The 12,504-nt window shown below is 66.1% G+C and carries 12 protein-coding genes and 1 tRNA gene; 9 read left to right on the plus strand and 4 right to left on the minus strand.

The window, feature by feature from the left end; genetic code table 11:
• Positions 1-4: 4 nt before the first annotated feature.
• On the minus strand, positions 5-1,510 hold the full coding sequence (locus QMF22_RS04560; protein WP_283450856.1) for a PspC domain-containing protein: 1,506 nt from the start codon (positions 1,508-1,510) through the stop codon (positions 5-7).
• 112 nt (positions 1,511-1,622) lie between these two features.
• Here QMF22_RS04560 and QMF22_RS04565 point away from each other — a divergent pair, with 112 nt between their 5' ends.
• Together QMF22_RS04565 and QMF22_RS04570 are read left to right on the plus strand one after the other, a co-directional pair.
• A complete protein-coding gene (locus QMF22_RS04565) occupies positions 1,623-3,047 on the plus strand; it encodes an ATP-binding protein (protein WP_283450858.1) in 1,425 nt (474 codons plus the stop codon).
• Positions 3,044-3,742: a LuxR C-terminal-related transcriptional regulator gene (locus QMF22_RS04570; protein ID WP_283450860.1), complete on the plus strand. Its 699-nt coding sequence runs from the start codon at positions 3,044-3,046 to the stop codon at positions 3,740-3,742. Before QMF22_RS04565 ends, QMF22_RS04570 begins: the two co-directional genes overlap by 4 nt.
• Before the next feature lie 101 nt (positions 3,743-3,843).
• On the opposite strand, the gene QMF22_RS04575 is transcribed toward QMF22_RS04570, so the two are convergent.
• From QMF22_RS04575 to QMF22_RS04585, 3 genes are all read right to left on the minus strand, one after another.
• The gene (locus tag QMF22_RS04575; protein WP_283450862.1) at positions 3,844-4,698 is read right to left on the minus strand and encodes an ABC transporter permease; all 855 of its coding nucleotides are present in this window, start codon (positions 4,696-4,698) and stop codon (positions 3,844-3,846) included.
• The gene (locus tag QMF22_RS04580) at positions 4,695-5,618 is read right to left on the minus strand and encodes an ABC transporter ATP-binding protein (protein ID WP_283450864.1); all 924 of its coding nucleotides are present in this window, start codon (positions 5,616-5,618) and stop codon (positions 4,695-4,697) included. The genes QMF22_RS04575 and QMF22_RS04580 overlap by 4 nt, the downstream gene beginning before the upstream one ends.
• Positions 5,619-5,754: 136 nt before the next feature.
• On the minus strand, positions 5,755-6,957 hold the full coding sequence (locus tag QMF22_RS04585) for a pyridoxal phosphate-dependent aminotransferase (protein ID WP_283450866.1): 1,203 nt from the start codon (positions 6,955-6,957) through the stop codon (positions 5,755-5,757).
• Positions 6,958-7,074: 117 nt separating this feature from the next.
• Here QMF22_RS04585 and QMF22_RS04590 point away from each other — a divergent pair, with 117 nt between their 5' ends.
• The 7 genes from QMF22_RS04590 to rplA all read left to right on the plus strand — a co-directional run bounded on the left by QMF22_RS04590 (position 7,075) and on the right by rplA (position 12,435).
• A complete protein-coding gene (locus QMF22_RS04590) occupies positions 7,075-7,917 on the plus strand; it encodes a UbiA family prenyltransferase (protein ID WP_283450867.1) in 843 nt (280 codons plus the stop codon).
• On the plus strand, positions 7,914-9,362 hold the full coding sequence (locus QMF22_RS04595; RefSeq protein WP_283450869.1) for a phytoene desaturase family protein: 1,449 nt from the start codon (positions 7,914-7,916) through the stop codon (positions 9,360-9,362). The genes QMF22_RS04590 and QMF22_RS04595 overlap by 4 nt, the downstream gene beginning before the upstream one ends.
• Before the next feature lie 215 nt (positions 9,363-9,577).
• A tRNA-Trp gene (locus tag QMF22_RS04600) sits at positions 9,578-9,650 on the plus strand.
• Positions 9,651-9,690: 40 nt separating this feature from the next.
• A complete protein-coding gene (secE, locus tag QMF22_RS04605) occupies positions 9,691-9,963 on the plus strand; it encodes a preprotein translocase subunit SecE (RefSeq protein WP_283450871.1) in 273 nt (90 codons plus the stop codon).
• A gap of 115 nt (positions 9,964-10,078) precedes the next feature.
• Positions 10,079-11,056: a transcription termination/antitermination protein NusG gene (nusG, locus tag QMF22_RS04610; protein ID WP_283450873.1), complete on the plus strand. Its 978-nt coding sequence runs from the start codon at positions 10,079-10,081 to the stop codon at positions 11,054-11,056.
• A 135-nt stretch (positions 11,057-11,191) separates the two neighbouring features.
• Positions 11,192-11,623, plus strand: coding sequence for a 50S ribosomal protein L11 (gene rplK / locus QMF22_RS04615; protein ID WP_092106326.1), 432 nt, complete (start codon positions 11,192-11,194; stop codon positions 11,621-11,623).
• A 122-nt stretch (positions 11,624-11,745) separates the two neighbouring features.
• Positions 11,746-12,435 (plus strand): 50S ribosomal protein L1, encoded by a 690-nt coding sequence (rplA, locus tag QMF22_RS04620; RefSeq protein WP_092106323.1) that lies wholly within the window; start codon positions 11,746-11,748, stop codon positions 12,433-12,435.
• Positions 12,436-12,504: the final 69 nt, after the last annotated feature.

The raw sequence follows: 12,504 nt of genomic DNA on the forward strand, positions 1-12,504 counted from the left end.
GGTCCTAGTTGTTGGAGGAATCGAGCGTGACGACGCCGACGAGGGTCCAGATGCGCACGAGCGGCCCGTCACTGCGGCTGCTCGCATTGAAGGTGCGCGCATCGACGGCGAACACGCCGGTGTGCTCGCCGTTTTCAGTGGCAACGGCGCGGTCGGAATACTCCACGCCGCCGACCAGGGCGTGCGATTCGACGCGCACCGGTGCATCCATTGGCAGTTGAATGTCGGTGACGCCGGCGAGCAGCCAGACGTCGATGACGGCGCCTTCGTCGAGACCGGGGTTGTCGAAATCGCTGAGGTCGAGCGTGGACTGCCCCGCGATCATGGCGTAGCTCGTGTCAGGGTTCGTCACGGCCGAATTCGCGCTGAGCAGCCAGACTGTGTTGCCGACGGCGGAGAACTGCGTTCCCTGCGGAAACACGCCGAGCACGACCAGGGTCGCCGCCGCCAGAAAGGCGAAACCGCCCATGGCGCCGTCGGTGCGACCGCGAATGCCGGCGATCACGATGCCGAGTGCTAACACTCCGAGCGCGAAGGCGAGGCCGAGAATGACCGCGTCCGACGACCAGACGCCGCTCGAGGTCACCCAGGCTGCCACGGCGCCGGTGGCCAAAGCCAGGCCGAGCACAATGGCGCTGTAGCCGGCACCGGGACGGCGGGCGCGCACCCGAGCGCGGTGGGCTTGCTGGCGGGCGCGGTTCTGATCCTGCCAGGCCCGATTCTGTTTAGAGCGGATGCCCCTGGCCGAGTCGGGCGCGTACGGAATAGTGGGGACATAGGGGGCGGCCGTGGCCGTGCTCGTGGCTGCGAAAGCCAGGATCGGGCCGGCCGTGTCGGTGGTGCCGGCGCTCTCGGTTGACGTGCTCGTCGGGGCGGACTCTGGCGACGGGGCCGGAGTATCCGTTTGGGGGTAGGCGCCCGTGTCGGGGTCGGAAGCCGGGCGGGGGTCGTAAACACTTCCGGGACCGAACGGTCCTGCGCGACCAGCGGGGGGAACGAATGGGCCGAAACCTGGCCGCGAATCGGAAGCCTTCCTGCTGCGGCGCACCAGGTACACGATCAGCCAGACGATACCGGCCGTGATGGCCAGCCCCCAGCCGAAGGAGAAGATGCCGGAGAGCCAATCGGGGAGGGCCCAGAAACCGGTCGGGCCGTTCCACCAGAAGCCGCGGAACAGGGGCACGACGGTGAACAGGAGCAGCGCTCCGATGGCGATCATGGCGGGTTGGAACCGCCCACGAATGGCGTCTTCGGTGTAGATGCGACCGGCGCCGCGGGGCATCAGCGCCCAGCCGACGGCGTACGCGAAGACGACGGGGCCGCCGAGGATGGCGATCACGACGGCAATGCCGCGCACGATCAGGGGGTCGAGTCCGGTGCGGGCGGCAATGCCGCCGCAGACGCCGGCGATCCAGCGGTCGCCGTCACGGTTCAGTCCGCTGCCGCGAATCCAGTCGAAGAAGCGGGTGATTTGGTCAGGGCGAGATTGAGCGCCGGGTGTCTCGGTCATGATTCGAGTCTGACAGCGCGCCGAGAGCGCTGCCATGAGGGATGACCCTGATTGAACCCTGATTGATTGCGGGGACACCTCCAATGGAGTTGGGGCGTGCTTGGATGAACAGGTGAGAACCGAACGGATGACCCGCCCCCGACTTCGCCTGGTCGGTGGAGTGTGTGCCGGGTTCGCCGAGCACACCGGTGTTCCCCTGGCCACCGTGCGTCTGGTCACCGTGCTGCTGAGTCTCTGCGGTGGGTTCGGGGCCCTGCTCTATGCCTGGCTGTGGGCGACGGTCCCTTCGGGCGCGGCGGCAGCCGACCCGCTGCCGAAGTCGAGCCTGGCCCGCCCGAGTGCCGTGCGCCCTCAGCCTGCAGTCTCATCACCGGTAGCCGCCCCCGGGGCCTGGCCACAGGGATCCGCTGGCGGGAACCACAGGGCCGATCGGTGGCCCGGCAACGGCGCAGACCCAGCCTCGCCCGTGACACCGAACCGACAGGCTGACTCCGCGCGAGCCGCGCCCGTCACCGAGATTCTGCTCGGCCTGGCCCTGCTGGCTGCCGGTAGCGCCCTCGTGGCGAGCCGCCTTGGCGCCGACATTCCGCTCGCCGTGGTGGTGCCCGCCATTGTCGTACTCGCCGGAACCGCGCTCGCCTGGCGACAGTTCGCCGACATTCGCAGCGGTGCCGCACAGCAATCCTCGGCGTTGCTCGTGCGCATTCTGGGGGCGCTGGTGCTGGTCGCGGTCGGGATTCTGTTGTTTTTCGTGACCGGCACGAATCCGAACGCCTGGACGGTTATTCTGGCGGCGGCATCCGTTCTGCTCGGCGTCGCCGTGGTGACCGCGCCGTGGCTGCTGCGCCTGTGGAGCGACCTCGCCGACGAGCGCGCAGCGCGCGCCCGCGAGTCCGAACGGGCGGACATCGCCGCGCACCTACACGATTCTGTCCTACAGACCCTCGCACTGATTCAGCAGAAAGCCGGGCCACACAGCGATGCCGCTCGGCTGGCCCGCGCGCAGGAACGCGAACTGCGCGAATGGCTGTTCACCGGGAGCCGCTCGGGAAGCGCCGAACCGGCGACCGATCTGGCCACCACGCTGCACCGCATCGCCGGGGAGATCGAAGAAGACTTCGCGGTGCACTTCGAGGTTGTCACGGTCGGCACGGGTGTGGGCGTGCGCTCGGCCGCCAGCCCCGAAATGAACACAAGCAACACGGATGCCCCGGAATCACTCGTCGCCGCCGCCCGCGAGGCCATGCTCAACGCGGCTCGGCATGCCGGCGGCGCAGTGTCGGTCTACCTCGAGACGGGGGCGCGCGGCATCGAACTGAGCGTCACCGACCGGGGCCCTGGCTTTCGGGTCGACCAGATTCCCGAAGACCGCCTCGGCGTGCGCGAATCCATTCTCGGGCGCATGCGTCGGGCTGGCGGAACCGCTTCCGTGCGCCCCGGTCCCGGCGGCGCCGGCACCGAGATCCTGCTGACCCTGCCGGCGGCGACGACCGCGCCAGCCACCGATGAACACCACACCGAAACGAGCGTGCGATGACCGACCTTGATTCGAGCTCGGCCACCGAACCGAGCGCGGCATCCGCTGGCCTGCGGGTTCTCATCGTCGACGACCACTCTATTTTTCGGTCGGGACTGCGCGCCGAACTCGACGACGACATCGTGGTGCTGGGCGAAGCGGCCACCGTGGACGAGGCGATCACGCGCGTGATCGACCTGCAGCCGCGGGTCGTGCTGCTCGATGTGCACCTGCCCGGTGGTCACGGTGGGGGCGGCGCCGAGGTCATCCGTGAGGCGGCGCCGCGCGCACCGCACACACTGTTCCTGGCGCTCAGCGTCTCCGACGCCGCCGACGACGTCGTCAGCGTAATCCGCGCCGGCGCTCGCGGCTACATCACCAAGAGCGCCTCCGGGGCTGAAGTCTCCGAGGCGGCCCGTCGGGTCGCCGAGGGGGACGCCGTGTTCTCGCCCCGCCTGGCCGGATTCGTGCTCGACGCCTTCGGCGCCGTCGCCGGGGAGACTGCCGAGACGACCGAAGAACTCGACCGGCTCTCCGCCCGCGAGACCGAGGTGATGCGCCTCATTGCTCGCGGCTATAGCTACAAGGAGGTCGCCAGCACCCTGTTCATCGCGGCCAAGACCGTCGAAACGCACGTCTCGGCCGTGCTGCGTAAACTTCAGCTGTCGAGCCGCCACGAACTGACCGCCTGGGCGCTCGAGCGCAAGCTGCTCTAGCCCACGTACCCGCAGTCCCTCACAGGAGGCCGAGTTCCATGGCGCGGGTCACCGCGCGGTGCATGGCTTAAGCATCCCATCCGTTCGGCATGGCCGGGCGCTCACACGTCGCGGCGAATCCACCGAAATGTCACCCGGCTGAGCACGAGCCCCACTACGAGCCAGACCCCGAGGGCGGCTGCGACCCAGATCAGGTCCCAGGATCCGGTCTGCTCGGCGGCCGCGAAGCTGTCGGGCAGGAACACCGAACGCATACCCTGGGCCATCCATTTGAGCGGAAAGATGCTCGCGAGATTCTGCATCCAGTCGGGCAGCACGTTGAACTGCAGGTAGACACCCGAGACGAACTGCAGCACGAGCACGACCGGAGTCACCACAGCAGTAGCGCTGCGTCCCGAACGCGGTAGCGCCGAGAGCGCTATGCCGAGGAAGGCGCTCGTGATTACGCCGAACAGGAATACCCAGGCGAACGTGCCCCACTTCTCGGGCTCACTGGGCAGCGCGATGTTGAAGGCGAAACGCGCTACCAGCATCAGCAGCGCGGCCTGCAGGATCGCGGTCACGAAGACCTGCCCGATTTTGCCCACAAAATAGCTCAGCGGGGACAGCGGCGTGCCGCCGAGCCGTTTCAGGGTGCCGTCGCTTCGCTCACCGGCAATGTCGACCGCCAAGTTCTGCACGCCGGAGAGCAGCATGCCCGCGGCGAGCATGCCGGGCAGGTAATACGCGCCCACGCTGACCCCGCCGGTTCCGTCCGGGTTCGTACCGATGTTGCCGGAGGAGCTGAACGCGGCGGTGAAGATGCCGAGCATGATGAACGGAAAGAAGAAGGTGAAGAGCAGTGTGTCGGGGGAGCGAAAGTACAGCCTCGTCTCGTAGCCGATGCGGGCCAGTCCGAGGCAGAGCACGCCCGGAGCCTTCGTCTGCGGGCGGGTACCCGTGATCGTGGTGCTCACGCTGGCACATCCTGGTCGATCAGTTGACTGCCGGAGGGGGTGGCGGCGCGACCGGCAGCCTCGGCTTCGTCGTCCCGCACCAGGGCGAGATAGACGTCTTCGAGGCTGGGCCGGATTATCTCGAGGTCGTCGGGTTCGGCACCGTTCAGCCGCGCCGTGAGCTCGGCCACGACCCGTGCCGGACGGTTCGTGCGTTCCTCGCGTATCCGCCCGTTTTCGTCACGCCAGCGCACGAGCGGAATGCGGGCATCCGCTCCGCCAAGGTCGTCGATGGATCCGATATCGATAAGTCGACCTCCGGCAATAATACCGGCGCGATCGCCGAGTTGCGCGGCTTCTTCGAGGTAGTGCGTCGTCAGCAGGATGGTGGTGCCTTCCGCCTTCAGCCCACGGATGAGGCTCCAGAACTGGTGCCGTGCCTCGGGATCGAAGCCGGTGGTCGGTTCGTCGAGGAACAATAATTCGGGGCGGCCGATGATGCCGAGCGCGACATCCACTCGGCGGCGCTGACCTCCCGACAGCTTGCCGATGCGCGTCTTCGACTTCTCGCGCAGCCCGGTCGCGTCGATGACTTCGTCCACATCGCGGGGATTCGGGTAGAGCCCGGCGAAGTGGCGAAGCTGTTCCGTGACGGTGACATTGCCGCTTTCTGCGCTGGTCTGCAGCACGATGCCGAGGCGAGCCTTCCAATCGAGGCCGCCGCGGCGGGGGTCAATGCCGAGCACGCTCACCGCACCGCCGGTCCGGTCGCGGTACCCCTCGAGAATCTCGATGGTCGTGCTCTTGCCGGCACCGTTGGGGCCGAGCAGCGCGAACGTCTCACCGGCGGCGATGGAGAAGCTCACGCCGCGCACCGCCTCGACGCTGCCATACGATTTCTGCAGGTCGCGCACCTGCACGACCGGGGGAGTGGATGTCATGTGACCAGAATCCCACTCCCGCGCCGCCCGCACCACCGCCAGTGGACCTATTTCGGCATCCACCGGTCGACGGATGCCTGGGCTCGGGTCATGACGCGGGCCCGGGCTCCTCGAGTCCATTCCCGGAAGCGTGCGGCTAGGCGAACAGGCGCTGCAGGCGCTGCACTCCCTCGAGCAGGGCCTCGTCGCCGAGCGCGTAGGACAAGCGCAGGAATCCGCTGGGTCCGAAGGCCTCTCCGGGAACAGCGGCCACCTCGGCCTGGTCGAGAATGAGGTCGGCCAGTTCGAGCGACGTCGTCGGGGTGACGCCGCCCCACGAACGACCCAGCAGCCCGGTCACATCGGGGTAGACGTAGAAGGCGCCCTGCGGCACCGGCGTTACGACGCCCGAGATCTTGTTCAACTCCGCCACGATGAGCTTGCGGCGGCGGTCGAAAGCCAACCGCATGGCCTCGGCGGCATCCTGCGGGCCGTTCAGCGCGGCGATCCCGGCGCGCTGCGAGATGTTCGACACGTTTGAGGAGAGGTGCGACTGCAGGTTCGCCGCTGCTTTGATGGCGTCGGCAGGGCCGACCATCCAGCCGAGGCGCCAGCCGGTCATCGCGTAGGTCTTCGCGACTCCGTTCACCAAAATCGTTCGATCGGCGAGAGCCGGAACGGCCTCGACGATGGAGACGGCCCGTACGCCGTCGTAGGTGAGGTTCTGATAGATCTCGTCGGAGATGACCCAGAGACCGTTATCTTCGGCCCACTGGCCGATGGCCCGGGTCTGCTCCGGTGAGTAGACGGCGCCCGTGGGGTTCGACGGCGAGACGAAGAGCAATACCTTGCTGCGCGGGGTGCGCGCCGCTTCCAGTTGCTCGACGGTCACCAGATAGCCCTGGTCGCTGCCAGCAAAGACATCGACCTGCACGCCACCGGCCAGCCGGATCGCCTCGGGGTAGGTGGTCCAGTATGGGGTCGGCACGATGACCTCGTCGCCCGGATCGAGCAGGGTGGCGAACGCCTGGTAGACGGCCTGCTTGCCGCCGTTGGTCACGACGACCTGGTTCGGCGTGACCGCGAGTCCGCTGTCGCGTAGTGTCTTGGCCGCGATGGCCTCGCGCAGTTCGGGAAGCCCAGCTGCCGGTGTGTAGCGGTAGTTTCGCGGGTCGCGCACGGCGGCGAGCGCCGCCTCCACGATGTGCTCCGGCGTCTGAAAGTCGGGTTCCCCGGCCGCGAAGCTGATCACCGGTCGCCCGGCCGCCTGTAACGCCTTGGCCTTGCCGTCGACTTTGAGGGTCGCCGACTCAGCAATTGAGCCGATGCGGGTAGAAATTCGCTTGAGTTCGTGATCCACAGGTTGAGCATATCGAGCCCACTCGGGAGACGGCCAGTAGGAGCGTCGCCGATCGGCCGATCGACGGGTACCTGAGCCCGAAACCGCATATCTAGCCAGGCTAGGTAGAGTGAGCAAATGCTCTCGCGCCTGGTTCAGATCTCTCGTCCCGTGCTGTGGGTGAACACCATCGGCACCACCGTCATCGGCATGTGGCTTCTCGGTGACCTGTGGCGCTGGGACATGTTGCCGCTGCTGCTCTGGGTGACCTTGCCGTTCAACCTGCTGATCTACGGCGTCAATGACATTTTCGACCAGGAAACGGATTCCCAGAACGCCCGCAAGGGCGGGCTGGAAGGCGCTCGCATTCTCGGCTCCGAGACCCGCACCATCGTGCTCGGCGTCGTGCTGACCAACGTCCCCTTCCTGATCTATTTTCTGGTAACCCTGCCGCCCGCCGCGTTGGCGTGGATCGTCGCCTACGCGGTCATCTTCGTCTTTTATTCGATGCCTCCGTTGCGTTTCAAAGCTCGGCGGTACCTGGATTCGCTCAGCAACGCCGCCTACGCCTTCCCGCTAGTGTTCGTGCCGCTTGCCGTGGGCGAGCATCCGCTCTGGCCCGCGGCGATCGGGCTGATGGCGTGGAGCGTTGCCAAACATACCTACGACGCCGTGCAGGATATCGACGAGGACCGCGCCGCTCGCATCCGCACTACCGCGGTGCACCTCGGCGTGCGCGGTGCAACGGTGTGGAGCGCGATCTGGTGGGCCGCGTCCACCGTGGGCTTCGCACTCATCAGCTGGCCGGTGGCGCTCGTGAACGCGCTCATCGCCGGGTGGCTGGTCGTCTCGCTGGCGCATGACCCCACGCCCGCCCGGGCGCGCGGCCTCTATCGGTATTCGATCGTTTTTCCCTACGTTGCCGGTTCCGTCGCCGGAGCCCAGGTCGTGGCCGCCATTCTGTTAGGAACCTACCCATGAAGCGCACCCCAGCAACTTCCCGGCGCATCGTGGTGCTCGGGGCCGGCATCGGCGGTCTGACGGCCGCCGCGCTGCTCGCCCGCGCCGGGCATTCCGTGACCGTGCTCGAGGGATCGGACTGGATCGGAGGCAAGAGCCGGCGAATCGACGTCGACGGCCAGCGCGTGGACACGGGGCCGGCGCTGGTCACGTTTCCCCGGGTCTGGGAGGAATTGCTCGCCCGTTACGATGCGCTGGGAGCGCGCCGGTCGGTTGCGCCTGATGGCGCAACGGTCGCGGCGCTATCCCTGCAGCGACTGCCCGAGGTCGGGCGGTATTTCTACGCGGGTGACAGCGTCACTCTGCCGGTGCCGCGCGGGCATCCCTGGCACGCGGCCTGGAGCCGGTTCGAACGCGAGCACGGCGGGCTGGGACCAGAAGTGACGAGCATGCTCACCGCCGACCCCGCCAGCCCGGCGTCGCTCCCGGCCATCGGCCGGGTTTTTCGTCTGTACGGCAGACGACTGACCACTCGAGGTTTTCTCGACGGTCTGACCTGGATGCCCGACGGCCTGCGCGAGGTCATCGCCATCCACACCCTCAATGCGGGCGTCTCGCCGCAACAGACCCTCGCGCTGTATGCGAGCATGCCGGCCATCATGGCCACGGACGGTGTCTGGGTTCCCGAGGGTGGGGTCAATGAGTTGCCATTGGCACTGCACCGGCTCGCCCTCCACGCGGGTGCCCGGGTGCGCACGGGCGAGCCCGTCACCGCCGTGCAGAAGGGGCTCGTGACGACCGCGTCAGCGACCTATCCGGCCGACATCGTGGTCAGCGGGCTCGACCCGGTGGTGCTCGACGCGCTGCTCGGCCGGCTGGCCGCGAAGTCACGGGCGCTGTCCTGCTCCGGAGTGGCCATCTATGCGGCCCTCGAGACGCCCTTGCCCGAGGGTACGGCCACTCACTCGGTAGTGCTGCCCGACGACCCGGCCGCACTGCACCAGAGTCTGGATGCCGGTGTCGCCCCGAAGCAGACCATGGCCTTCCTGAACTATTACCGGCCCAACGAGATCTATCCCAACGACCGTGCGACGGTGGCGGTGCTCCTCACGGCCCCCGCGGATGGACGACACTACGACCTCGCCACCCCCTGGGTGGCAGGGGAGATCGCCCGGGTCAGCGCCGCAGTCGGATTGGACCGGCCCATCTCCGAGCTGTTCCGCGACCACGTCGTGCTCGATCCGAGCTACTTCGAAGTCTGGGGTTCCGCGGGAGGGGCGCTGTATGGCGCGACCAATCCGCTCTGGCAGAGCGGCCCATTCCACCGCCCGGGGTACAACAGCCGGGTGCGCCCCTGGCTGTGGCGCGTCGGAGCGTCGGTACACCCCGGTGGCGGTATCCCCGCCGTACTGGGCGGCGCGATGACCGCGATGCACAAGCTGATCGGACGCCTGGACGGACGCTGACGCATCGTCGTCGAAATTCGGGCACCGCGATTGTGTGCCAAGCTGGCAGCGCGATGTGGATCGCACTTCGGTGTGAACCCGTCTCGGCTTTACAGTGGCCGGTCCGTGACCTAGACTGGTTCAAGGTAGTTGAATTCTGCCATGCTTTTTTGCGCCTTTTTCTAAGTGTTTACACCTAGTCGAGACTGTGATCGGTATGGTGGCTTCGCTTCCATAGGGTGGTGGCTCAATTGGTAGAGCAGCGGTCTCCAAAACCGCAGGTTGCAGGTTCGAGTCCTGTCCGCCCTGCACATCGGTAGAAATCTGCCGACCATGAGAGGTGTAACAGGTGGCCCGAAAAGTTGTCGACGAACCTAGTGAGGAAGTCGTCGCGAACGCACGAATTGCCCGCGAGTCCAATCGCGGTCCTTTCGCTCGGTTGTCCCTGTTCATCAAGCAGGTTTTCGCGGAACTTCGCAAGGTCGTCACGCCGACTCGTAAAGAGCTGCTGAGCTACACCGGCGTCGTGCTGGTCTTCGTGGTCATCATGATGGGCATCGTCACGGCCATGGACTGGGTCTTCGGCCTCGTCGTTCTCTATGTGTTCGGAACACCGGGCTAAATCGCAGCGAAGGCATCCGCTCCGGCGGAACGCCTGTACTACCGGCACCTTTATCACCGGCACGCAACGTGCCCAGACAACTTGCACACGTACAAAAATTAGGGATTGAGATTTAGTGACTGAGACGAAGCACGACGATGTCGACTGGGCCACTGCCGCCGAGCAGTCCTCCGAGGAAGACGAGGCGCAGGAAGGCAACACCCTCGCCGCGGACGAGACGTCCGTAGAGGCCGCCGAACAGGTCGCCCTGCACGTCATCGACGAGAACGGCGACGTTGAGGTCAACCTCGACGCCGCACTCGACGCCCTCGCCGAGTCCTCCGATCCCGAAGCCGACGCGATCGTCGACGACGCCCTTGACATCGACTCGGCCGAAGAAGCCGACGCGTCCGTCGAAGCCGTCGAAGACGAAGACGAGCTGGTCACCGCCGAATCTGCAGCCGAAGCGGATGCCGACGCATCCGTCGACGACGCCGAGGTCGACCCCTACGAAGCCTTCCGCAAGGAACTGCGCTTTCTGCCGGGCAAGTGGTACGTCATTCACTCCTACGCCGGTTTCGAGCGTCGTGTGAAGTCGAACATTGAGAACCGCAAGCAGTCGATGGCGATGGAAGATTTCATCTACCAGTGCGAAGTTCCCATGGAAGATGTCGTCGAGATCAAGAACGGCCAGCGCAAGATGGTCACCCGCGTTCGCATCCCCGGCTACGTGCTCGTGCGCATGGACCTCGACGAAGACAGCTGGTCGGTTGTTCGCCACACGCCCGGCGTGACCGGCTTCGTCGGCAACGCCCACAACCCGACACCGCTGCGTTTCGAAGAAGCTTTCGGCATGCTAAAGGGACTCGTCGAGATCGTCGAAGCCCCGACCAAGACTGGCGGCGCCCCCGGAAAGTCGGCGCAGCGCGTCATCGCTGCCGAGGTCGACTACGAGATCGGCGAGACCATCACGATCAAGGAAGGTTCGTTCGCGGGCCTGCCCGGTTCGATCAGCGAAATCAAGCCGGAGAGCGGCAAGCTCATCGTGCTCGTCTCGCTCTTCGAGCGTGAGACTCCGGTTGAGCTCAGCTTCGACCAGGTCACCAAGCTCTAACCAGCACTTCTTACCGGCAGAACGGATGCCCCGCGAGGGTCATCCACGCTGGTTCCCCAATACCACCGGGGCCCGTCCGGGCCACCGGGAGAGCGGCCCCCGGGCTGCTCGCACATCAATACGAAGGACAACACAATGGCACCGAAGAAGAAGGTTACAGGTCTGATCAAACTTCAGATCAAGGCCGGCGCAGCCAACCCCGCACCGCCCATCGGGCCGGCACTGGGTCAGCACGGCGTTAACATCATGGAATTCTGCAAGGCCTACAACGCAGCGACCGAAGCCCAGCGTGGCAACGTCATCCCCGTTGAGATCACCGTCTACGACGACCGTTCGTTCACGTTCATCCTGAAGACCCCGCCCGCAGCGGAGCTCATCAAGAAGGCCGCCGGCGTCGCCAAGGGCAGCGGAACCCCGCACACTGTCAAGGTCGCCAACCTCACCCAGGCCCAGGTGCGCGAGATCGCCGAAGCAAAGATGGTTGACCTCAACGCCAACGACATCGACGCCGCCGCGAAGATCATCGCCGGAACCGCCCGCTCCATGGGCATCACGGTCAGCGCCTAGCACCAACAACTGCGCAAACACCCCTCGCTTCGGCGCCACTGGCGCCGGAAGCACCCTCAGCATTTAGTGGAAGAGCCTGCCAGGTTCGCACCACACTCTGAAGTACATACAGGAGATTCAACATGGCAACCAAGTCAAAGGCGTACCGCGCCTCCGCCGCCAAAATCGGCGAAGACAACGTCTTCACCCCGGCCGAGGCCGTAGCCCTCGCCAAGGAAACCGGCTCCGCGAAGTTCAACTCCACGGTTGAGGTCGCCCTCCGCCTCGGAGTCGACCCCCGCAAGGCCGACCAGATGGTTCGTGGAACCGTCATCCTCCCGCACGGCACCGGCCGCACCGCCCGCGTTATCGTCTTCGCAACCGGCCCTGCCGCCGAAGCCGCTATCGCAGCCGGCGCCGACGAGGTCGGTGGCGACGAGCTCATCGAGAAGGTAGCCGCTGGTTACACCTCGTTCGACTCCGCCGTCTCGACCCCCGAGCTCATGGGTAAGGTCGGTCGTCTCGGAAAGGTGCTCGGTCCGCGTGGCCTCATGCCCAACCCGAAGACCGGAACCGTGACGCCCGACGTCGCCAAGGCCGTGTCCGACATCAAGGGCGGAAAGATCGAATTCCGCGTTGACAAGCACTCCAACGTGCACTTCGTCGTCGGAAAGGCCTCCTTCTCGGCCGACCAGCTGAACGAGAACATTTCGGCTGCGCTCGAGGAGATCAACCGCCTCAAGCCGAGCTCGTCTAAGGGCCGCTACATCACCAAGGGCGTCGTCTCGACCACCTTCGGTCCTGGCATCCAGCTCGACGTCAACAGCATCTAAGAACTAGTTCTCACCAAGCAGGGCCCGTCCTCGGACGGGCCCTGCTTTTTTTGAGCGGATGCCCCAGGT

The organism is Cryobacterium sp. PH31-L1 (assembly GCF_030063145.1).
Classification (GTDB): Bacteria; Actinomycetota; Actinomycetes; order Actinomycetales; family Microbacteriaceae; genus Cryobacterium.

Excerpts from the sequence above, each read along its gene's own strand:
- QMF22_RS04560 (WP_283450856.1), bottom strand. The coding sequence starts at position 1,510 with ATGACCGAGACACCCGGCGCTCAATCTCGCCCTGACCAAATCACCCGC.
- QMF22_RS04570 (WP_283450860.1), top strand. The coding sequence starts at position 3,044 with ATGACCGACCTTGATTCGAGCTCGGCCACCGAACCGAGCGCGGCATCC.
- QMF22_RS04580 (WP_283450864.1), bottom strand. The coding sequence starts at position 5,618 with ATGACATCCACTCCCCCGGTCGTGCAGGTGCGCGACCTGCAGAAATCG.
- QMF22_RS04590 (WP_283450867.1), top strand. The coding sequence starts at position 7,075 with ATGCTCTCGCGCCTGGTTCAGATCTCTCGTCCCGTGCTGTGGGTGAAC.
- QMF22_RS04595 (WP_283450869.1), top strand. The coding sequence starts at position 7,914 with ATGAAGCGCACCCCAGCAACTTCCCGGCGCATCGTGGTGCTCGGGGCC.
- rplK (WP_092106326.1), top strand. The coding sequence starts at position 11,192 with ATGGCACCGAAGAAGAAGGTTACAGGTCTGATCAAACTTCAGATCAAG.
- rplA (WP_092106323.1), top strand. The coding sequence starts at position 11,746 with ATGGCAACCAAGTCAAAGGCGTACCGCGCCTCCGCCGCCAAAATCGGC.